We start from the raw sequence: 21,762 nt of genomic DNA on the forward strand, positions 1-21,762 counted from the left end.
TGCCTGTCGCGGCGCATGCCCAGAGCGTGAGCGATAAAGCGCGCATACCGAACGTGCACTCAAAACATTACGATATCAAAACGAAAAGGAAGTAGCTCGTCCCGTCGCTCCCCATGGGGCCGGGGTCGAGGAAGTCGTTGTCACGTCCCGGCGGCGCAAGGAGACTGCTCAGCAGATTCCTGAAACAGTTCAGATTTTCACGGGGAAGGACCTGAATCGGCTGGGGGTGCAGGCTCTGCCCGATCTGATCAAATATACGACCAATGCCCAGAACCTCGACTTTTACGGCGGCGCCATGCCGACCTGGGTCATTCATGGCGTCAGCCTTGCGGATTTCAACCCTAACTCAACGCCTGCGGCACCGGTCTTCCTGAATGACGCCTATCAGCCGAGCACTGTCATGGGCACGGGTAGCCTGTTCGATATTGCTCGCGTAGAGGTGCTGAAAGGACCGCGAAGCGGTCTTTATGGGCGCAATACGATCGGCGGCGCCGTGCGCGTGCTGACAAACAAGCCGAATTTCGGGAGGGCGAGCGGCTCTATAGGCGTCTCTTACGGGCGATGGGGCGATGGTCATGTCAACGCCGCCTATGATGCCCCGATCACGCGCAATATGGCATTTTGTATTGCCGAGACATCCGATCAGGGTTGGAGCGGATGGCAGACCTCATTGCAGAATGGGGGCGTGCAGTTCAGCGCGGTGGGCGATCTGGGCGATCTGGGCGGTCTGGAGCTGACCTCTATCACCTCGCTCGACTATTTCGACTATGGTCTCAATTATAATGACGCGGCGACCGGTCCGGTCTATGCGACCCAGGTCGAGCACACGCCCATGCGCATGGCTCAGGAAAACCTGCGTCTGGGTTCCGGAAAGCCAAAGCGCCTGGACTGGCTGCTGGGTCTCGACGTGGCCTATGAGGATCTGGAGGAAAACAAGCAGTTCCAGCTTTTCGATGATGCGCTCGAGACGCTTTATACCGGTCTGTCGGGCGCTGCGAATGAAGGGATCCTGAGCTACACGCAGAAGACACAGTCCTATAGCGGCTATGGTCAGCTCACCTATCACATCCTGCCCAAACTCTTGCTCGATTTTGGCGCAAGAAGTACCTGGGAATACAAGACTTACCACGGGGCTTTCCAGCAATCGCCGGGCTATTACATGGCATCCAATGTGACGCGCCAGTATCAGCTAAAGGATCATGTGACCGGCAAGGCTGTGCTTCGTTACCAGTTCGATCCTCTAAACATGGTCTACGCTTCAGTAGCGCGTGGCTATAAATCCGGCGGGTTTTACGGGGGCTTTCCAATCGCGAGCACTGCACAGATCGATCCTTATCGTGAGGAGCAGGTCTGGGCGGTCGAAGCCGGGTTCAAGGCGCAGACGAAAGACCGCAAGCTGATCGTCGATGGCGCCGCGTTCTATTATCGCACCTATAATTATCAGAATTTCACGACGGAATATTCTGCGGTCAGCAAGACGATCACCTCGACCCTGACCAATCTGGGAACAGCGGTGAATCAGGGGCTGGAGGGCAATATTGTCTGGAAACCGGTGCCGACTCTGACCCTCAATCTCGGCGCAGCCTATAACGACGCAAAAATCGTCAAATCCTCGCAGTACCAGCTCGATTATGCCGGCAATCTGGTGGCATGGCAGGGGCAGCCCAGGCTGCCCCGGAAGCGTCCTTCAGCCCGAAAGCCTATGACCCGGTCAAGACCGAGCTCGTACTCAATCTGGTCGTGACCTGCACCGATCCGGTAAGGCCCGGTCCGGAAGGCGCGAGCAAGGACGGCGAACGGACTGAAATCTGGCCGATCATCGGCGGTCGCTTCGATGGCCCGAATATCCATGGCACAGTTGAAGCGGGTGGGGCCGATCTGCCGGTTCTGTGTCCCGATGGCGTCGGGGTTGTCGATGCCTTCTACCGGCTCCGAACGGATGACGGGCAGATCATCGCCATCCACAACAAGGGTCTGGCGTACCCGATCAATGGTGGCAGGGACTACAAATATCGCCTCAGCCCCGAGTTCATAGCCCCCAAGGGTCGATATGACTGGTTGAATAAAAGCATTTTTGTTGCCACTCTCGTCTATCCGGTGCCTAAAGGGATGGAGCTCGCGAAGGGCCCTCATCAGAATGACCGGTCGATTCAGGTTCTCCGACTCAACTGAAATTCCTATCGATATTTTTCCGGGATCTGGCTTGCACGAAATGTCCTTGAACGAACCTGTCGCCGTGACCTCGAACATCGACCGTACTCTGGGCAATACCATCCGCGAGAGAAGAAAGCAGATCGGTTATCTGCTCAAGGACGTCGCATCGCGTGTCGGTATCTCGCTGAGCCATCTGAGTCAGATCGAGCGCGGGGCGTCATCACCAAGTATCCGCGATCTCATGAAGATTTCCGACGTGCTCGAACTCGACATGTCGAATTTCTTCGGCTCGATCAAGGGGCAGTCCCATGACAATCCGGCGTTCTACACGCGTATCGAGGATCATGGGCTTCTGAGCTTCGGGGAGGGCATTACCAAGGTCATGCTCAATTCGCAGAGCCCGGATCTGCTACGTACCTATCTGATGATCATCGAGCCCAACGGCCACTCAGGTGCCAAGATCCTGACCCATAGCGGGTTCGAATCCGGCCTCGTTCTGCAGGGATGCCTGCATCTTCAGGTAGGGGGGCAGGACTGCATCCTGCGCGAGGGGGACTCGTTCTCTTTCCCCAGTGAGACACCGCATCGTTACAGCAACGGGTCGTCGCAGGTCACACGCGTGGTCTGGGCGAATGTTGACACGCCCTGAACATCGCGTGCGCAGAATGCGGTGCCGTCTGCCTCTGAGGCGGACGGCTTAGCGGTCATGGCCTGAATTTTTTGGGGTCGATGGTCGCCTGTACGCCGCCAAAATGCCTGAGCATCCAGCCGGAAAGCGCCGAGAGCTCTTTCGGCGTGTAGACGGCGGTGAAACCCTGCATGCTCATCCTGCCATGATCGGTTTGCAGGGAGGTCCCTTCCCTGAGCACTGCAACGAGGTTGGTGGCTGAAGGGTCGCTGAGGGAGTGACTGCCACCCAGCGCACCCCAGTCCGATTGTCGGCCTGTACCATTTTCCAGATGACATCCGGCGCAGGCCTGCTGGAAAACATGACGCCCCTCAGAGAATCCGCTGTCCGGCTCCAGCGCACCCTCATGATGTGCGGGGCCATCCGCGCGGGCCGGAACGCTACGCAGATAGACGATCATATCGCGGATATCCTGTGCCGGAAGCCGGCTCAGACTATGCTCGATTGCCTCGGCCATCGGTCCTGAGGCGGGGCCATGATTTCTGGCCTGTCCGGCGGAAAGATAGCTGAACAGAGCGTCGTCGCTCCATCCGCCAAGCCCGTGCTCGCGATCGGATGTCAGGTTATAGGCGGTCCAGCCAACCTGGACTGCCCCGGCATAGGCCCGGTGACTCAGGCCGAACATGAAATTGCGCGGTGTATGACACTGGCCGCAATGACCAAGGGCTTCGGTCAGATAGGCCCCCCTGTTCCAGGCTGCGGATCGCGCCGGGTCAGGTGTCATCCTGCGATTGGGGTTATTGAACCAGTTCCAGAAAATCATGGTCCAGCGCTGGTTGAACGGAAAGGACAGCGCATTCATGGGCGGTGTCGCACGCAGGGGCGGCAGGGTGAAAAGATAGGCCTTGATGGCCAGGGCATCCTCGTCACTCAGCAGCGTGTAGGAGGTATACGGCATGACGGGATAAAGATGCTTGCCGTTTCTGCCGACACCCTTGCGCAGCATGGCGAGCCAGTCACTGTCGCTGTAGGCCCCGATACCGGTATCGCGGTCAGGGGTGATATTGACGGCATGAATCGTCCCGAAAGGCAGGGTGAAGGCCCGGCCGCCCGTAAGAGCGCGACCATCTGCCGAAAGGTGACACGCCGCGCAATCGGCGGCGATGAACAAGGCCTGCCCCCTGGAGACCTGGTCGTTCCCGTCGCGTTGCCCGTCGGGAGGACTCGTGTCACCGGAGGGGGAAGTTTCGGCACGGGCACCTCTTCCTGCGTCCAGCGCTCCCAATGTGAGCAGGGTCGAGCCCAGACAGATCGCTCTGAGGAAACGGGTGCCGGGGGCAGGGACGTTGCGTCGCATCGCGCCTCTCATGCTTTCTTCTCCCCGGTCGGGTTCATGGCCAGTTGAGGCGCAAAGGGGATACGGCGCAGGCGTCGGCCGGTGGCCGCGAAGATTGCGTTGGCCAGAACCGGAGCCGCTGCCACCGTGCCGACCTCTCCGATACCGCCAATCTCGGCGTCCGGGTCCGAGACAAGGTGAACGCGGATATCGGGGGCCTCATTGAGCCGCATCATGCGATAATTATGGAAGTTGCTCTGTTCTGCCTGACCGTTGCGGAAGGTGATTTCGTTATAGAGCGCCATGGTCAGACCGAAGATCAATCCGCCCTGAATCTGCGCGCGCACCGCATCGGGGAAAACCACGGGGCCGCAATCGACAGCGGTATCGGCCCTTATGAGACGGATCTCGCCGCCGCCCCCGACCTCGACTTCCAGCACTGTCGCGGCCCAGCACTGGAAGGAATAATGCAGGGCAATGCCCAGCCCGTGACCCTTCGGGAGGGGACGCCCCCACCCCGCCTGACGGGCGGCCTCATCAAGCACCTTGAGCCCGCGCGGCGAATGGGTCAGGTGGCGCCTGCGGAAACTGAGCGGGTCGGTGCCGCTGGCATGAGCGAGTTCGTCGATCATGCCTTCAACGACGAAGACGTTATGGGTCGGCCCGACACCGCGCCACCACAGGGTGGTTATCCCCTCCGGTTCGCATTGCACGGCCTCGTTTCTCTGGGAGGGGATGGCATAGGGCGTTTCCGTCGCGCCCTCTACAGCATCGGAATCGAGTCCGTTCTGCAAACCTTCCGGCGCCCAGCGCGCCAGAACGAAAGACCCGGTCGTGCGATGGTGCCAGGCCTTGATCAGCCCCTTGTCATCAAGGCCCGCCGTGATGCGATCGTAGTAGAAAGGACGGAACTGGTCCTGACGGATATCCTCTTCACGGGTCCAGAACAGCTTGACCGGGAATGGCACCTGTTTCGCCAGACGCGCGGCCTGACCGATGGAATTGGAATCCAGCCTGCGACCGAAGCCGCCACCAATCAGGTGGTTATGCACGGTGATCCGTTCTGGCGGGAGCCCGGTCGCATCCGCCACCTCCTGCCGTGCACGGAGAGGGACCTGTGTACCGACCCACACATCGGCGGAGTCGGAGCGGATATGGAGCGTGGTATTGATCGGTTCCAGCGCGGCATGAGCAAGGAACGGCGATTCGTAGATTGCGTCGATCCGGACCGGGGAGGAGGCCAGAGCCGCTGTGACGTCGCCCGTATTTTTCGCGACGATACCGGTTTTTTCCGATGCGCTGCGTAAAGCCTGGAGTTGAGTGGCGCTCGACATGCCCGAATGGGGGCCGTAATCCCACTCGGGCCTCGCAGCTTTCATGCCTGAAATAGCCGCCCAGCTATGATCGCCAATCACGGCGATGGCGTCGGGAAGCGTCACGATATCGGTCACACCGGGCGTTTTAAGGGCGGCCTCCCTGTCGAAGCCCTTGAGCCTGCCCCCCTTGACCGGACATGCCATGATCCGGCCCGTTTTCATGCCCTCAACGCGCACGTCCATGCCGAAACATGCGGTGCCATTGCTCTTCGCATGGGTATCCATGCGTTGGGGGCTGGTGCCGATCAGCTGGAATTGTGACGGATTTTTCAGGGGGACGGGGTCGGGTATCTTCTGATGGGCAGCATCGTCTGCCAGCGCGCCGTAATCGAGACGCCGGCTTGACTCAGGATGCAGGACCGCGCCATCGCGGGCCACACAGGTGCTTGCAGGCACTGACCAGCGCGTACTGGCTGCCTGAATGAGCATGATGCGCGCGGCTGCTCCTGCCTGACGCAGAGGCACCCAGCTGTCCCGCGTCGAGGCCGAGCCGCCTGTCACCTCCTCACCCGCTGACTTGTCGATATAGCTGGCATTGGCTGGCGCTGCCTCGAGCCTGACCTTGTCGAGCGACACCTCAAGCTCCTCGGCGAGCAGCATGGCAATGCCGGTATAGATACCCTGACCCATCTCCACGTGACGCATGATGAAAGTGATCGCGCCGTTCCGGTCGATCCGGATGAAGGCGTTAGGCGTGAAAGCGCTGCCGCTCTGTGCGCGTGCACCCGGGAGACCGGGGATCATGCCTGACAACATGAGACCGCCGCCTGTCGCGAGTGCAGCGCGCAATATGGCCCGACGGCTGAGGACCGGGTTGATATCATGGGGTTTACGCATTGCTGGCAGCCTTGTGGATTGCCGCGCGCACGCGCACATAAGTCCCGCAGCGACAGATATTGCCTGACATGGCATCGTCTATATCGTCATCGCTGGGTGAGGGTGTGGTCTGGAGCAGTGCGGCCGCCGCCATGATCTGTCCCGACTGGCAATATCCGCACTGAATGACCTGCTCGTCGAGCCATGCCGCCTGTACACGCTGTCCTGTTTCCGTCTGCCCGATGGCCTCGATTGTCGTGACCGGACGCGTACCGATAAGCGAGACGGGCAACTGGCACGCCCTCGCGGGTTTGCCGTCAACATGCACGGTGCAGGCACCGCATTGTGCAATGCCACAGCCATATTTCGTCCCAGTCAGTCCGAGAACATCCCGCAATACCCAAAGAAGCGGCATGTCATCCGGGACATCGACGTCATGCGATTCACCATTGATAAGAATCGTTCTCATGTCGCTGTTATCTTTCGGTTTTTCGGCTGCGGGTCACCGTGGCAGATTCATCGGTGTCGCCGTCTAATGCAAGGCTGTAATTCATATATGGAGAAAACCGGTTGTTTTGATGTTGACACGTTTTTGTGGCCCCGGGATGATCGTCAGATCCTATTTCAGCAGGACTTCATGACGCAGGACGCAGACCGCCCCACTCCCTTGCCCTCCTGTCCGGTACCCGGGGGAGGGACGAGGCGACGGGATGTGCTGTCGACGGTAATTGTCGGAGCGGGATGCGCAGGAGCCTGCGCCCTGGCCTATCCTTTTCTCGACAGTCTGAACGGCACAAAAAATACCGAGCTCGGCGAAGATGACTTGATCGACGTCGATATCTCCACGCTCCGGCCCGGCCAGCAGCTTGTTGTGACATGGCGCGGCTGGCCTGTATTTATACAGAGACGCACACCCGAAATGCTCGCTTCGCTCAGAATGGTCGATATTACGCAGCGTTTGCGCGACCCGGACTCGAAAATCCTGCAACAGCCCAGAGATGCCGTGAACTGGCATCGCTCGGTCGTGCCGGAAATCGGGGTTCTGATTGGTATCTGCACCCATCTTGGCTGCGTGCCGTCCTATGCAACGCCCTCGCCCAATGATCGGTCGGGCAAATATTCCTGCCCCTGCCACGGATCGCAATTCGACGTGGCGGGTCGCGTCTTCAAGGATGCGCCGGCCCCCTATAATCTGCCTGTGCCGCCCGTTACCATGCTGTCTGCAACGCATGTGCGTATCGGCCAGAGCAAGGGGGACCCCGATTTTTCCATCGCCTCCATCCAGCAGATCTGAGCGGCGACCATGAATGAACCCAATACTCCCCCGACGGGCTGGCTGGAAACACGTCTGCCCATCGTCTCGGCATTTCGCCGCGAATATGTCGATTTCGCCATGCCCCGCAATCTGTCCTATCTGTGGAATTTCGGGGCGTTCGCAACGATCGCGCTCGGATTGCTGATCGTCAGCGGTATTTTTCTCGCCCTGAATTACACACCGAGTCCAACCGAGGCATTCAGCAGCATCGAAACAATCGACCGTCATGTCGCCTCTGGCTGGCTTGTGCGCGCTATCCATATGGGCGGCGTCTCAATGCTGTTTGTCGCACTTTACGTGCATATGGCGCGCAGCCTCTATTATGGATCCTACAAGGCGCCACGCGAACTGCTCTGGCTGACAGGGCTAGGACTCTTCATACTGGTCATGATTGCAGCCTTTGCCGGGTATATTCTCCCCTGGGGGCAGATGTCGTACTGGGGCGCCACCGTGGTCATCAATGCCCTGAACGCGGTACCGCTGATCGGGCCGTCCCTTGCCTCATGGCTGCTTGGTGGCGAGGGTCTGGGTTCTGTCGCGCTGCACCGCATTTACGTCCTGCATTTTGTCACCGCGTTTTCGATTATCGGTGTCATCGTTCTGCATGTGGCCGCTCTGCATGTCACGGGCTCGAACAATCCCACCGGCATTGAGCCGAAAACAGCAGAGGACGTGGTGCCCTTTCACCCGTATTACACCACCAAGGACGGTCTCGGTCTTTGCCTCTTTCTGATGGTCTACGCGGCACTGATTTTCTTCGCTCCCGACCTTCTGACGCTCGCCAATAATTACGCCATGGCCAATCCGCTGGTCACACCCGGTGACATCACGCCTGAGTGGTATTTCGCTCCCTTTTACGCCATTCTACGCGCTGTACCGTCCAAGCTGGGCGGCCTCCTGCTGTCGGCAGGCAGTCTGGCGGTCCTTTTTGCTGTGCCATGGCTCGACCGGTCGCCCATCCGTTCAGCGCGTTACCGCCCTGTTCTGCGCTGGGCTCTGCTGGGCCTTTTTCTCGCTTTCATAGCGCTTGGCGTTGCGGGTATGCATAAACCGACCGGGTTCTGGCTCGGCGTCAGCCGTCTCGGCGTGATTTACTACTATCTCTATTTTCTGGTTTTGCTGCCTTTCCTGCCACGCGTGGAAATTCCGCGCTCCCTGCCTGCCACATTGCGCGGAGAGGGCGCATGAAGCGCATTTTCTTTCCGGCATTCTTGGCTTTTCTCGCGACAGGTATCTGCAAGAATGCTGCCCTCGCGGATACTCCCCAGCAGCGTGGGTTTCAGGTCTATCGTCAGGTATGCAGCACCTGCCACAGCCTCGATCAGGTGCGCTTTGCCGATCTTTCAGGGATCGGCCTGTCGGTTGCGGATATCAAGGCTTATGCCGCGAGCCGTCAGGTTCCTGACGGCGTGGATGATGACGGCGATCCCAAAACCCGACCGGCCCATCTCTCAGATCTCATCGGCTCTCCTTATCCGAATGAGGCCATGGCCCGCATGGCCAATCATGGGGATTTACCCCCTGATTTTTCCCGCCTTGCCATGACGGAGGAGGGCGGGGCCGCCCGGATAGAAACTATCCTGCGCAGCTATGCGCCCAAGCCGGCCGATCTTGTTCTGCCGCCAGGCTCTTATTACAATACAGCCTTCGCCCAGAACCATATCGGCATGCCGCCGCCTCTGCATGACGGTCAGGTCAAATATGTCGATGGAACAGCGGCGACGCTGCCGCAGATGGCTCAGGATGTGAGTGCCTATCTGGACTGGGTTGCGCATCCGCATTCAATGGAACGGACCCATATAGGACTGGGTGTTCTGGCCTATCTGGCGGTATTGACCGTCCTTCTGGCAATCATGAAACGGCGCGTCTGGAAGCGTGTGAAGGGAACGGGATCATGAGCGAGACCACAACCCTGCTTTATATGCAGGTCATGATATGGGTGATTGTGCTAGGTCTTTGCGCGGTCCTGGTCATGATGGTGCGTCGTGTCAGAGGGTTTTATCGCCGCATCGCTCCCCTGGGGGCGCTTGCCCCAAGCGGGAGCGCGATCGACCATCTTCCGGCAACAACGCTGCCGACGCTGGCCGGTCAGAAGGTGACGCTGGGTGGCACCCGAGCTGATGGCGGCTCTCAGCTTCTGGTTTTCGTCTCCGGTGCCTGCCCGGTTTCCCGCAAGATGGTGCCGATCGTCGATGAATTTGCGCGGCGTGAAGGGCTTGCCCTGACCTATTGCGGCGATGAAACGAAGGACATGGCGCTGCCCATGCTGGCCACTCTGGGATTGGCCGCGTCACGTTTCGTGAATGATGCCGCTATCGGGCGTCTTCTGGGCGTGGACAGGGTGCCTTTCGCCGTGCTGCTGGACGAACAGGGCAGGGTGCAGGCGCGCGGGCTGGTCAATAATCTTGAGCATCTGGAGAGTCTGCTTGGTGTGCAGGAAACGGGATATCGCTCGCTTCAGGGCTTCATGACGGCCCATCCCCAGGCTCTTGCCGGGTAGGATAACGCCCACCGGTCAGGCTTCCACACCGGTCTGACCGCGCTGGCCGTCGCCCGAGGTCGGTGCCCTGTTGCAGCATCATGCCACGACACGGGACAATGCTTTCTCAGCGCCCCGATTTCTCAAGACACATAAGGCGGATACTGCCGGGCAGTGCCTTTGTCTTGACGAAGGCGGACTCAGTGCGGGCAGGCCGCACGTGCGCGACTGAGGACCTCTGCCCTGAGAGCCATGAGATCGTCGGTCTGGAGCGGTTTGGCGCGCAACACATGTACCTCCTGCGCTGTGAACGGCTTCGTCCCTTGCGGTGTACTGATGCCCCCCAAGCGGAAAAGTACGAAATTGAGTACATCCGCCAGTTCCTGATCATCGCGTATCAGAGACATGGAAATGCCGGGCACACGGACCAGATAATCGCGTCCTTCGGGCGAGCAGGCGAACCAGCCGACCTGATCGCGCAATGTCGGAACGAATGTCTTGCCGGAAATGCCCTCGATGCCGTGGCAGCCACCGCAATGGGTCAGATAATTCGTGACCGTATGAGACTGGATCGCCGCCCGGGCAGGACCCGGGAAGGCGACGCCCAGCAGGGCGAGGGCCGCTGCAAGGCAGAAATCAGGGAAGCGGATGCGCGTCATTCAGAGCCTTTCTCTCCGCAAGGATTTCCTTGGCTTTCTTGGGCGTGGCACGCGCGGCCTTGACCTCGTCAGCCCTAAAGGCGGGAGCGCCAGGCGTGTCGATGCTGCTGATATAGGTCAGGACAGCAGCAAGCTGATCATCGGTAAGAGCCTTGAATGAGGGCATGAACCCCATATAACTCGAGCCAGCGGCATCGATGGTGCCATGGACACCGTTAAGCAGCACGTCGGCCACATAGGTCTTGCCCTCGGCTGTAGCCGCGATCTTGCCGATGCGCCCGGCAAGGGGGGGAAACTGCCCCGGCGATCCTGCGCCTGCCGCCTGATGGCATACGCTGCAATTGCTGTTGTAGACGGCCTGCCCATCTTCGGCATGGGCCGTGGATGCTATGAGAGCGGGCAGAACCAGAAGCCCTGCCAGAGGAAGAAAGCGTCTGGTCATGAGGCATTCCCGACGATGACGGATGTTGAGCAGTTATAGACGAGCGCACCTGTGCCGAAGCACCAGATGATGTCGTTATTCGCCTGAGGGCGATAGCTGGGCTGGTCGCCATCCGTGCCCAGGCATGGCGGCTGGCTGCAGGCGTCCTGACCGCAGCAATCGCGATAGGCCACGAGGTAGGACTGCCCGTCCTGCGGGTTGAAGCATGTGCCGATCCACGAGGTGGGGGAAGGGCGTGTCCCCGGTGGGCAGCTATGGACGCCACCGCCGCATGAAGCGCACAGGAACCCATCGATGGCGCAGTAGCGCCAGTAATCGCAGGCTGTTGGATCGGTTGTCTGTGCTTTTGCGGCAAAGGGTGAGGGAGCCTTGACGTGCGACTGCGCGGCAGGGGCGGCCTTACCGGTGCCGGGTGGGGTCGCTGCCGAGGCACGCTCGACTGGCAGGAGCGGAACAAGCGCGCCGAAAGTGGCCCAGGCCCCCAGACGGCCGAGCACGCTTCGGCGTGAGCTGTAGCTGGCGACATGCCGGATCAGCCGTTCTGTAATTCGGTCGAGAGGGCTGGACGGGGCACCGTCCTGGATCGCGCGGCCCGAAATCAGCTCAGACTGCGTCATGGAGGAACTCCTTGGTCTCTGGCGAGGATGAAGAGGAAGCAGGAAGCGTCGCGATCAGCGCTTCGACCTGCTGTCGGGTATTGGCGACATCACGCGCGGTGATCACGCCATCCGGGTTGAGGGTCACGAGGGTGGGAAGCCTGCCTATCTGAAGCAGGAGAAGCAGTTCCTGGCTGGTGACGAAGGGCGTCGCCCCAAGCCTGATGGTTGAGGCCATGGCGTGCAGGGCGGTGACATCCCCTTCGCCTGCGAGGACGAGATCGAGATCGTGGATCGCGGCCTGGGCCTGCACGATGGGGAGCACGCGCTTGCAGACCGGGCAATCGGGCGAGACGAACAAGATCAGACTCGACCGCCCACGGTCATGACGTCCGCCCATGGAAAATCGCGTATCGTCCAGCGTCCGGGCAGTGACGCGCGGCAGGGCCTGGCCGGCCTGCAGTCCGGCAAGAACAGGCTGCTGCCCGATCGGGGCAATACGCTCGTGCAAGACGCCGATCTGACGGGCGAGAACGAGGACGGCAAGCGTGAGAACGCAGCATAATGCGGCGAGCAGTAACGTCGAGATCAGCAATAGCGTCATCATGCGGCGTCTCCTGCATTGCGAAGCTGGAGAAAGGCGAGGGTGAGCAGGATCAAGCTGATGCCGCCCATGAGTGTCGCGAGGGAGAGCAGGGTCCCGTCCGGGCGGCCGGTTTCGGCAGCTCCCAGCATCAGGACAGCCAGCATGATCGTCCGGAGAACGGCTCCGCGTGAGAGGGGCATATCCTGCCCCGGCAGGCAACCGCAGGAGAGGCCAGTGCGACCGCGCGCGACGTTGATCCCCATCGCAAGGGCAAAAGCCGTCAGCAGGATTGCGGCTGTGAGACAGGCTTCACGAGGAAACATGCCGGAACACAGCCACGCTCCCAGAACGAGCTGCACACCGGTCAGAACCCGGGCCACAGGAAAGGCCATCCCGAGCGGAAAGAGCCTGTAGGCAGCAATGAGCGATGCAAAGCCGGACTGGTCCAGGGCTTTGGACAGGGCTGTCCCGATGAACAGCGCCCCCATTGCGTTCACGCCAACCGCGCCGATCATCTGCAGAGCGAGCGTGCTCATCAATCCCCCAGAGCGGTCGTGAAATACAGATCGTCGCCAAGATGCTTCATGGTATGGGCGATCTTCCCGGTCTTCAGATCCCAGATGAAGAAATCACCCGCCTCATCATTGGTGAACAGCTGGGGAGAGGCGTCCTGTGTGACGCCGACCATAGAACTCGGCCTGGGGAGCTTGATCCGGCGGAGCAGCTTGTGCTTTGCCACATCCAGCTCCCAGATTTCCGTGCCCGATACCTTGTGGGTCCAGAACGTGCCCTGATGCATGGCCACGTAAAGACGGCCGCTCGCATGATGCATCGCTGCCAACTGCCATCCACCGGGGCGCCATGTGACCGTGAACGGGCTGTCCGCATTGGTCGCGGCTTTCATGCCTGCGGCTTCCTGTATCGACCATGGCTTGTCGATCGTGGTGGTAGCCGACAGGGTCGCCGGGTAGACAAGGCCGCTATAGGAAATGAACCAGGTCTTGCCATCGGCACTGCGAGACGGGCTATGTTCGAAGACCGCATCCTTTTCAGGGTCGAAAAAGGGTTTGGTATGGGTGATATCGGCTTTCTCAGCGCCAATGCTGACATTGGCCAGGCTGCCATCGGCGCAGATCGAGGTGAACCCGTCCTTGCCCCAGGGATAGGTCAGCGCACAGCCGGGAAGACCGACATTCATCGCGACCTTGTGCGTGGTCGTATCGACGACATGAACCGCGTTGGTTGGCACCATGTCATACACGTAGATCCTGCTGCCATCGCTGCTGATCGTCAGATCGTTCTTTTTGGGCGTGACGAGGGCGCGGCCAGGCAGAACCTCATCATTCGTGATTTCGAGGGTTTGCGGGTCGTAAGTGGCGAGAAGGTCCGCCCGGTCGCCACGATTGCCGCGCGACCAGACGGTTTCGGCAACGTAAAAGGCACGACCCTTGGGGTCCTGAACGACATTGCCGTTATAGGCCGCCTGAACCATGCCCAGCAGCTTGCCCTGATCGGCATCGACCACGTAGACGCGGCCGTCCTTCGCATGATGCCCTACCGGGTCCTGAACCAGAATACGGTGAGGCGTCACAGGAGAGAGCTTGATGATGTCGCTCTCTTCCGTTTGCAGTACCGGCTCATCCGCAAGGGCCATGCCGCAGGGTGCCAGTGCCGCGCCAGCCAGCAGGAACGCCGTCATGCCGGCCAGTTTTCGGGAGGTGAGACGCATTGGAGATCGGTCCTTGCGGAGAAGCGGAGACAGGGTTGAAAGGCACGCGAAACGCGATGGTGAGGGGAGTGATCCAGAGGCGACCCCGCCGGAGCCGCCCGTCCATAGGTCAGAACTCGGTACTGACAGTTCCGAAGAACTGCTTGGGAGATCCGCGTTCGAGAGACTGGTAATCACCGGATATCGGGTTGCCGTTCTCTCCCATCATCGAGATATATTTGGAATTCAGAAGATTATAGACGTTGAAGTCGATCGTGATGTTTTTGGCGAAGCCGTAATTGCCCACATTGTATCTGGCCCCCGCACTGGTGAGCCAGTAGCCCGGCACTGAGGTATCATTCGTATAGCTGAAATACCGTTTTGAATAGTAATGGACGTCGAAATGCGTTTCGAGTCCCTTCCAGCGATAGGACAGATTCGCTTTGTACATGAACTGAGGATAGTTCACGACCTTCTTGCCTTTGGTGAAATAGACACCATCGGCGGTGGTGATGTTCCCCCCATAGGTCGAATGATTGTAACTGACGCTGTTGTACAGGGCGAGGCCCTTGATGGGCGTCAGCGTTACGGCGGCATCCACTCCATTCGTATGGACGCTGGTCTGGGCCACGCTCGATACGGGGTTTGTGATTGTGCCTTCCGTCGCTGCCTGCAAGCGATGATTGGCATCGGCGTGATACCCTGCGAGGCTCGCCTGCACATATTTGTCGGTGTAGCGATATCCGACGGCATAAACCCAGTCGCGCTCGGGTTTGACGGTCTGACGAAGTTGCTGGAACGTGGCCTGGTCCTGCACTGACCACAGCGCGTTACCCACGCCGTTGGGGAGCACCTGATAGCTGCGCATGTTCTCGGCGAGATCGAAGTAGAATTCGTGATGCGGCAGAAAATGCCAGCTGCCGCCGACATGAGGCAGGAACGCCGAGGAGGCGGTCATGCTGCCATTAGGGAGGGCATCGGCGCCGGTATAATCCGGATTATTGTAATTCGCCCCGCCAGCCGTGGTCGACAGCATCGATTTGAATCCGGCCGTCAGACGCAGATTATCGAGCGGGCGCCACGTATCCTCGAGATGATAGGTGAAGGTGTTGGTATGCCAGACAAATCCGTAGCCCTGCAGGAAAGCCGGACCGTAAGTGTCGTAGGGCCCGACTGTCTTGAGCGGCGAACCCGTTCCGAGGAGCGGTTCGTTGTACCAGAACAGATCGGCCTGCTGGTTGTTGTTTTCGAACCAGACTCCCGTGTCGATCGTATGCCTGGCGATCCGGTAATTCAGAGCTGTTGTGAATCCGTAACGTTCCTGCCGGGTCTGCCAGACTTCCTCGGAAAAGGGAGCCCCTGTGCCCGCCGACGGTGTGCTGTAATCGGAATAGGTGTAGTAGCCCGTCTGGCTGGTGCCATAGAGCGTGGATTTCCAGCGCAGATGATCGGTGAGGGCCAGATCCATGTTGAGGCCACCGGTGTAATCCACCTCGGCCTGACCGCCGTCATAGAGATAGGGCTCATCACCATTGGCGATAATGGCGTCCGAAGTGGGCAGGGAAACCGCACCTGAGGCATAGGCCGTCGCCAGAGCGTAATTCGGATAGAGATGCGGCACCCGCCATCCCAGCGTGTTCAGCATGGCCAGCGACGTATCCTGATAGCCCCATTCCTGAAGATCGCTCCAGTTGAAGAAAGCCTTGATCACACTGTCATGGCCGACAGGCTGAACGACTTTAGCGTCGACCTGCTGCTGGAACTGGGTGCCCCCACCCATCCATTTACCTTCCTCGCTGCGCGAATAGGCCACGAAGGCCTTCGTGCCACTCGGGTTGAGCACACCCGAATCCCCGCGAATATAGGTGCGGTAGGAGCTGTACGTGCCGAAGCCCTGTGAAATCTTGCCCCCCATTTTATCCTTGGGGTCCGTCGTTTCGAATTCCAGCGTTCCCCCCAGCGTGGAGGTTGAGGGGACATTGACCCCGCCCGGCCCTTCGGAGAGCACCGAGCGTTCGATATCGTCGGAAATCGATGCCTGGATGACATTCAGGCCATTATTGCTTTCATAGGTCTGGTCGTTCAGCGGAATGCCATCCAGTGTCACGCCGAGCTGATCCATGAAAAAGCCGCGCACATAGATGCTCGATCCCCAGGTATCGATGCCGAGAGGATCCGTGGAACTGAAGCTCACACCGGGCAGACGATCGACAGCCTTGAGGACGCTGGTTCCCGGGGTGAACTGTGCCATGACGGCTTTGGAAATCACGTTGTCCGCGCCGCGTGAGGCAACGCGGCTGGCACTGATCGTCATGGTCTCGTTACCTCCTGAGCGGGAGGCACGCGCCGGATTGCGTTTTCCGGGAGATGTGCGGGGCGAGGCGGGGTGCGCCCGATGGGAAGAAATCTTTTGGCCGTAATGCGCAGCACCCTGAGGAGCGGCAACACCGGGACGCGGGAAAACGGCCAGAAGCGCCGAAGCACAGAGCAGGATGCGAAGGGAGACGGGCTGACCGCAACATCGCGAACCAAATCGGGTGGGGCGGGTTATTTTGACCATTTCCGTTCCATTTTGTTTGGCGTTCGTAACAATCCGAGCGTATCCGCTCCAGCCAGCCTCCGAACGGGTGTTACAGAAAGGCCGCGCATGTCAGAGCACATTGATCTTGAAGATGCGGACAGGACCGGCGGCGTGCAGAAAACACCGTCCGGACATGCCGTCATCCTTTGTCAAACTCTATGTGCATAAAATCGCAGACGCAACGTTTTTGTGGAAATAATGGGCGAGGGAGCGATGCCCGATGAAATTCGGGCATTAACGATGTCATGCAGGGGCTGATCGGGGTGAATTCTGTGCGGCCCATTGCGTGAGGAAATCGAAAACTTCGGGCCTGTCGCAATGGGTTATGTTGAACCTCAGCCACGGCGACGGCGTGCTGTCGGGCGAAAAATACCCCCCGGGAGCGAGGAGGAGATTGGCGCGCGCCGCATCGCGGGTAAGTTGATGCACATCGCGATCCTGGGCGAATCGCATCCACAGGAACATACCGCCATCTGGTTTGCAGAACGGTGTCAGCCCGCTGCGCGCAAAGCGCCTGAGCGTTCTGGCTTGCAGGAGGGAAAGCTTTTCCCGGAGCCGTGCAAGATGCAGGCGATAACGGCCATCGGCGAGAATGTGATGCACGATTGCTTCGGAGATATGGGCGCTCGTAAGGCTGCTTGCCATTTTGAGCTTGAGGATATGACGCGCCGTCGCGGCACCGGTGGCGACATATCCCACACGCAATCCGGGCGATATGGTTTTTGAGAAACTGCTGATCCGGATGACATGATCGAGCTGGCCCAGATAGGCCAGCGTCGGGCTGGTATCGGGTGCCAGATCGCCAAAGATATCATCCTCGATCAACAGGATTCCATGGGCCTCGGCGATGCGGAGTAATTTATGCAGGACAGGCGCCGAGCAGGAAGTCCCGGTCGGATTATGGAGCCGCGTGTTGAGCACGAAGGCTTTCGGCTGTTTTTCGCGCAACAATCTCTCGAAGCTTTCGAGGCAGGGACCGTCTTTCAGCCGGGGAACCCCATGAAGCGTCAGGCCCAGCGCCCTCAGAGCAGGAAAGAGATTGCAGTAGCCAGGATCCTCCACAAGAATGGTATCTCCGGGGCGGGTCAGGCTGCGAATTGAGAGTTCCAGAGCCTGACTGGCTCCATGGGTGAGAATTATTCCGCTGCGCGGGCAGTTTATTCCCTGACGCGCAAGGCTGAGTGCGATTTGTTCGCGCAGCCCGTCATGACCATAGGGATTGCCATAACCCATACCCGGTATGTCTGCGTGGCGGCCCAGGCTGTTGAGCGCCTGACGAATGCCCGAGCCCATAAGGCAGGGTTCCGGCAGCCAGCCGCAACCTGCCTGGATTGTCCGGGCGTCGCCCTCATAGGCACGCTGTAACAGCCATAATGAATCGACTGAAGGAAGAGGGCTCACTGCCTCCTTCCGGGTCTCTTCCACACGCGGTTCATGGGTGACGAAATAGCCACTGGCGCGACGGGCCTGTAAGAGCCCTTCTGCGACGAGCCGGTTATACGCATTCGAGACGGTGAGGGGGCTAGTGGCACTTTGCGTCGCTAATTTTCTGATGGAGGGCAGTTTCGTGCCATCCGGCCATGTGCCTCCTAGAATGCGTTCGCGTATCTGATCGACAATCTGCGCGACAAGTGGCTGCGCTGAGGCGTGGTCGAGCCTGATCATCAAACGTCGCTTCCGTCTGAAAAATGCCGGGGGTATTTCGGCAGGGACTACAAAATCTCTCTGACAGCCCGGGAGTGTATCGCTCCGTGCAGCAATACGGATCCGTTTGGCCAGAACCGAACTGTATATAGACAACGTCATTTCGCAATTGGAATAGTGTGGGCATCACGGAATTCTCGCATGACGGCTTTGGCTTGCCGAAGCGTCGCGACACAGGAAAGCCGCATCATGGGATCCTCTCCCTCGGAATTCGACCCGGCGCGCAGCCTGGCCACGGGCACGTACTGGATGCCGTTCACGGCCAATCGGCGCGTCAGGAAAGACCCGCAATCGCGCCTTATTGTTTCGGCCAAAGGCAGTTACTGCCACACGCAGGATGGCAGTGCGCTGTTCGATACTCTCTCGGGCCTGTGGTGCACGCCGCTCGGTCACGGCCATCCACGGATTGTGGCAGCCCTGCAGGAACAGGCGCAGACGCTGGATTACTGTACGGGGTTCCAGATGACCAACCCGGCGACAGTCCGGCTGGCCGACCGGATCGCTGCCCTGGCGCCCGAGGAGCTCGATCATGTGTTCTTCACCAATTCCGGGTCGGAAGCGGTCGATACGGCACTCAAGATCGCGCTGGGCTATCATCGTCTGCGCGGCGAGGCTGGCAGGTTCCGTATGATCGGGCGCGAGCGGGGCTATCACGGTGTTGGTTTCGGTGGCTTGTCCGTCGGGGGGATTGTTCCCAACCGCAAGATGTTCGCTGCAGGAATGCTCAATGGCGTTGACCATTTGCGGCACACCCACGATCCGGCCGGGGCTGCCTTTTCGCGGGGACAGCCAGCGGAAGGGGCCGACAGGGCCGATGATCTGGAGAGGCTCGTGGGCCTTCACGATGCCGGCACGATCGGCGCGGTGATTGTCGAGCCCGTGCAGGGATCGACCGGTGTCATCGTGCCGCCGCTCGGTTATCTGCACCGCCTGCGCGACATCTGCACAAGGCACGGCATCCTGCTGATTTTCGATGAGGTGATCACGGGATTCGGTCGTCTTGGCGCCCCCTTTGCTGCCCAGCGCTTCGGCGTTGTGCCGGACATGATCACCTTTGCCAAAGCCGTGACCAATGGTGTCGTGCCGATGGGAGGTGTGCTGGTTCGCCATGATATTTATGAGACGTTCATGACCGGTCCGGAAAACGCCATCGAGTTTGCTCATGGCTATACCTATTCCGGTCATCCTCTCGCCGCGGCAGTAGGCAATGCCGTGCTCGATATCGTCGAGGATGAGGATCTCTTTACGCGTGCTCTTTCTCTGGAGCCGGTGCTGGAGGAGGCAGTGCATCATCTGGATCGCGCACCGGGTATCCTCGATATCCGCAATATCGGTCTTGCGGCGGCCATCGACATTGAGCCTGATCCTCGCGCCCCCGGCGCGCGGGGTCTGGAGATTTTTGATCTGGGGTTGAAGAACAATCTGCTCCTGCGATGCACAGGCGACACGGTCTCGCTTGCCCCTCCGTTCATCTCAACGCCTCAGGAACTGCGCGACATGGTCGGCATTCTGGGGCGTCTGATCGCGACAGTCACACGCTGATCTTCCTGCACGCTGTTCATTTATCAAGGAATTCGTCATGCCACTGCTCCATTTTCACCTGATCGAAGGACGCTCCCCGGGCCAGATCAGGGAATTGCTGGATTCGGCGCACGAGGCGATGCTCGAGGCCTTTGAGGTTCCGCGCAGAGATCGTTATCAAATTGTAACGGAACACAAGCCGTCTCATCTGATCATGGAAGATACCGGTCTGGATATTCCACGCACGAAATCCATGATTCTCGTGCAGATGTTCAGTCGCCCCCGTGGAGAGCAGGCTGTCGAGCATTTTTATCGTCTGCTCACAGCGCGTCTCGAGAGGGATTGTGGCATCCTCCCATCCGATGTCATGATTTCAGTGGTTGAAAACGGGGATGCCCACTGGTCGTTCGGCTTCGGTCGAGCCCAGTTTCTGACCGGAGAGCTCCCGCTTCCGGTAGAAGTCTGACCGAATCCGGAACATTCCGGACATGAAGGATCGTGCATGACAGAAAACGCGCTCGCCCGCAGTCTGCGCCTACGCCATATCGCCATGATCTCGATAGGAGGTGTTGTCGGTGCCGGTTTCTTCATAGGGGCCTCGACGCCGATCTCGGTTGCAGGACCGGGAGCGCTCCTGTCCTACGCTCTGGCCGGGTTGATGACCTTTCTGGTCAATCTGATGCTGCGCGACATAGCGCTGCGCGCCCCCGGACATGGGTCGTTCGTCAACCAAATCCGCCATGCGCTCGGTGGGCATGCCGGTTTCATGACCGGGTGGACCTACTGGCTTGTCTGGGTCACGACTCTTGCCATCGAGATCATGGCCGCGGCTGCCTTGCTGGCCCCATTGGTCCATCTGCCCTTCGGTGCGGTGGAGGTCATCATTCTCACGACCATGACGGCGGCCAATCTCATGGCGGTCCAGGCCTATGGCGAGATGGAATACTGGTTTGCGATGCTCAAGATCGCGGCTATTGCGCTTTTCATCATGATCGGGCTTGCAGCTGTTTTTCATGGTGACGGGGCAATCCATCAGAGTTTCGCAAGCCCCGCAGGTCTTGTCCCACATGGCTGGATGGCCCTGCTCGCAGTTATTCCTGCCATCGTGTTCTCGATGTCCGGCAGCGAGGTCGTGACGATTGCCGCGCTCGAATCCGATGCCCCCGATCGCAATATCGCCAAGGCGACACGGGCCGTCGCCCTGCGGGTCGTCGGCTTCTACCTCTGTTCCGTGGCGCTCATTCTCTGTCTTGTGCCCTGGTCGCAGATTGTGCCGGGTGAGTCGCCTTTCCTGCTCGTGCTCAACCGTCTGCATGTCCCCTTCGCAAGTGCCGCCATGGAGGTCGTGATCGTTTCGGCCATGCTCTCCACGCTCAATTCAGGGCTCTATGCAACGTCGCGCGTCTTATTCGAATTGGCGGATGTCGATGACGCGCCGGCACAGTTCATGCGTCTTGACCCCAGAACACAGGCGCCACGCATTGCCGTGCTGTTCAGCGCGGCGGCGGCGCTCGCCATTTCTGCCATCGCCATTGCCTCGCCCAATACTGTTTTTGCCTTTCTGCTCAGCGCAACCGGCGCGCTGATCATTTTCCATAATGCCCTGATCGTTCTGACACGGATCCGTTTATGCGGAATGGGGGCGACGCCTCTCCTGACCCTTGTCCTGCTGATGGGGGCACTCGTTGCGATGGCGATGGTCGCCCATACGCGACATGAACTCGCTCTCAGCACGGTCACGATGATGCTGACGGGATGCGTCGCACTGCTGCGTCATCTCATGGGCAGGGCCCCAAGGCGTGTCTGTTCCCTGTCCCGACCGGGACGTTGATTTCTCCCATCGCTCTCACCGCTTGCAGGA

21 protein-coding genes are annotated in these 21,762 nt (G+C 59.6%); 10 read left to right on the plus strand and 11 right to left on the minus strand.

The annotated features are described in order from the left end of the window. The first annotated feature begins 175 nt into the window (after window positions 1-175). Genes AA0535_RS00080 through AA0535_RS00090 form a run of 3 tightly spaced genes read left to right on the plus strand, consistent with a single transcriptional unit; the run spans window position 176 to window position 2,803 of the window. Window positions 176-1,744 carry a TonB-dependent receptor gene (locus tag AA0535_RS00080; protein ID WP_264813952.1) on the plus strand — a complete coding sequence of 523 codons (1,569 nt, stop codon included), beginning with the start codon at window positions 176-178 and terminating at the stop codon, window positions 1,742-1,744. Beyond that, window positions 1,651-2,172: a DUF3237 domain-containing protein gene (locus AA0535_RS00085; RefSeq protein ID WP_264813835.1), complete on the plus strand. Its 522-nt coding sequence runs from the start codon at window positions 1,651-1,653 to the stop codon at window positions 2,170-2,172. Before AA0535_RS00080 ends, AA0535_RS00085 begins: the two co-directional genes overlap by 94 nt. Window positions 2,173-2,218: 46 nt before the next feature. Continuing rightward, window positions 2,219-2,803 carry a cupin domain-containing protein gene (locus AA0535_RS00090; protein WP_264813836.1) on the plus strand — a complete coding sequence of 195 codons (585 nt, stop codon included), beginning with the start codon at window positions 2,219-2,221 and terminating at the stop codon, window positions 2,801-2,803. 55 nt (window positions 2,804-2,858) lie between these two features. On the opposite strand, the gene AA0535_RS00095 is transcribed toward AA0535_RS00090, so the two are convergent. The 3 genes from AA0535_RS00095 to AA0535_RS00105 are packed head-to-tail and all read right to left on the minus strand — an operon-like array spanning window position 2,859 to window position 6,779. After that, a complete protein-coding gene (locus AA0535_RS00095; RefSeq protein ID WP_264813838.1) occupies window positions 2,859-4,139 on the minus strand; it encodes a cytochrome c in 1,281 nt (426 codons plus the stop codon). 8 nt (window positions 4,140-4,147) lie between these two features. Then, on the minus strand, window positions 4,148-6,331 hold the full coding sequence (locus tag AA0535_RS00100) for a xanthine dehydrogenase family protein molybdopterin-binding subunit (RefSeq protein ID WP_264813839.1): 2,184 nt from the start codon (window positions 6,329-6,331) through the stop codon (window positions 4,148-4,150). Beyond that, window positions 6,324-6,779, minus strand: a complete 456-nt coding sequence (locus AA0535_RS00105) for a (2Fe-2S)-binding protein (RefSeq protein ID WP_264813840.1) — start codon at window positions 6,777-6,779, stop codon at window positions 6,324-6,326. Before AA0535_RS00105 ends, AA0535_RS00100 begins: the two co-directional genes overlap by 8 nt. Before the next feature lie 168 nt (window positions 6,780-6,947). Between AA0535_RS00105 and petA the strand changes: the two genes are divergently transcribed. From petA to AA0535_RS00125, 4 genes are read left to right on the plus strand one after another with little or no spacing between them, the layout of a single operon-like run. Further along, the gene (gene petA / locus AA0535_RS00110) at window positions 6,948-7,604 is read left to right on the plus strand and encodes a ubiquinol-cytochrome c reductase iron-sulfur subunit (protein ID WP_264813841.1); all 657 of its coding nucleotides are present in this window, start codon (window positions 6,948-6,950) and stop codon (window positions 7,602-7,604) included. Window positions 7,605-7,613: 9 nt separating this feature from the next. After that, entirely contained in the window at window positions 7,614-8,813 is a 1,200-nt protein-coding gene (locus AA0535_RS00115; protein WP_264813842.1) for a cytochrome b, read from the plus strand. Further along, a complete protein-coding gene (locus tag AA0535_RS00120; RefSeq protein WP_264813843.1) occupies window positions 8,810-9,523 on the plus strand; it encodes a cytochrome c1 in 714 nt (237 codons plus the stop codon). The genes AA0535_RS00115 and AA0535_RS00120 overlap by 4 nt, the downstream gene beginning before the upstream one ends. Further along, window positions 9,520-10,125: a thioredoxin domain-containing protein gene (locus tag AA0535_RS00125; RefSeq protein WP_264813844.1), complete on the plus strand. Its 606-nt coding sequence runs from the start codon at window positions 9,520-9,522 to the stop codon at window positions 10,123-10,125. Before AA0535_RS00120 ends, AA0535_RS00125 begins: the two co-directional genes overlap by 4 nt. A gap of 179 nt (window positions 10,126-10,304) precedes the next feature. On the opposite strand, the gene AA0535_RS00130 is transcribed toward AA0535_RS00125, so the two are convergent. From AA0535_RS00130 to AA0535_RS00165, 8 genes are all read right to left on the minus strand, one after another. Further along, window positions 10,305-10,763 carry a c-type cytochrome gene (locus tag AA0535_RS00130; RefSeq protein ID WP_264813845.1) on the minus strand — a complete coding sequence of 153 codons (459 nt, stop codon included), beginning with the start codon at window positions 10,761-10,763 and terminating at the stop codon, window positions 10,305-10,307. Continuing rightward, the gene (locus AA0535_RS00135) at window positions 10,741-11,205 is read right to left on the minus strand and encodes a c-type cytochrome (protein ID WP_264813846.1); all 465 of its coding nucleotides are present in this window, start codon (window positions 11,203-11,205) and stop codon (window positions 10,741-10,743) included. The genes AA0535_RS00130 and AA0535_RS00135 overlap by 23 nt, the downstream gene beginning before the upstream one ends. After that, entirely contained in the window at window positions 11,202-11,822 is a 621-nt protein-coding gene (gene mauA / locus AA0535_RS00140) for a methylamine dehydrogenase (amicyanin) small subunit (RefSeq protein WP_264813847.1), read from the minus strand. The genes AA0535_RS00135 and mauA overlap by 4 nt, the downstream gene beginning before the upstream one ends. Next, window positions 11,809-12,408: a thioredoxin domain-containing protein gene (locus AA0535_RS00145; RefSeq protein ID WP_264813848.1), complete on the minus strand. Its 600-nt coding sequence runs from the start codon at window positions 12,406-12,408 to the stop codon at window positions 11,809-11,811. Before AA0535_RS00145 ends, mauA begins: the two co-directional genes overlap by 14 nt. Continuing rightward, window positions 12,405-12,923, minus strand: a complete 519-nt coding sequence (locus tag AA0535_RS00150; protein WP_264813849.1) for a MauE/DoxX family redox-associated membrane protein — start codon at window positions 12,921-12,923, stop codon at window positions 12,405-12,407. The genes AA0535_RS00145 and AA0535_RS00150 overlap by 4 nt, the downstream gene beginning before the upstream one ends. Then, the gene (locus tag AA0535_RS00155) at window positions 12,923-14,116 is read right to left on the minus strand and encodes an amine dehydrogenase large subunit (protein ID WP_264813850.1); all 1,194 of its coding nucleotides are present in this window, start codon (window positions 14,114-14,116) and stop codon (window positions 12,923-12,925) included. The genes AA0535_RS00150 and AA0535_RS00155 overlap by 1 nt, the downstream gene beginning before the upstream one ends. A 109-nt stretch (window positions 14,117-14,225) precedes the next feature. After that, complete coding sequence (locus tag AA0535_RS00160; protein WP_264813851.1) at window positions 14,226-16,409, minus strand: TonB-dependent receptor; 2,184 nt, start codon at window positions 16,407-16,409, stop codon at window positions 14,226-14,228. A 510-nt stretch (window positions 16,410-16,919) separates the two neighbouring features. After that, on the minus strand, window positions 16,920-18,341 hold the full coding sequence (locus AA0535_RS00165; protein ID WP_264813852.1) for an aminotransferase-like domain-containing protein: 1,422 nt from the start codon (window positions 18,339-18,341) through the stop codon (window positions 16,920-16,922). Window positions 18,342-18,569: 228 nt separating this feature from the next. Between AA0535_RS00165 and AA0535_RS00170 the strand changes: the two genes are divergently transcribed. From AA0535_RS00170 to AA0535_RS00180, 3 genes are read left to right on the plus strand one after another with little or no spacing between them, the layout of a single operon-like run. Next, complete coding sequence (locus AA0535_RS00170; RefSeq protein WP_264813953.1) at window positions 18,570-19,922, plus strand: aspartate aminotransferase family protein; 1,353 nt, start codon at window positions 18,570-18,572, stop codon at window positions 19,920-19,922. A 37-nt stretch (window positions 19,923-19,959) separates the two neighbouring features. After that, window positions 19,960-20,367, plus strand: coding sequence for a tautomerase family protein (locus AA0535_RS00175; RefSeq protein ID WP_264813853.1), 408 nt, complete (start codon window positions 19,960-19,962; stop codon window positions 20,365-20,367). A 36-nt stretch (window positions 20,368-20,403) separates the two neighbouring features. Continuing rightward, entirely contained in the window at window positions 20,404-21,732 is a 1,329-nt protein-coding gene (locus AA0535_RS00180; protein ID WP_264813854.1) for an amino acid permease, read from the plus strand. Window positions 21,733-21,762: the final 30 nt, after the last annotated feature.

It is taken from the genome of Asaia krungthepensis NRIC 0535 (assembly GCF_025995175.1).
Lineage (GTDB): Bacteria > Pseudomonadota > Alphaproteobacteria > Acetobacterales > Acetobacteraceae > Asaia > Asaia krungthepensis.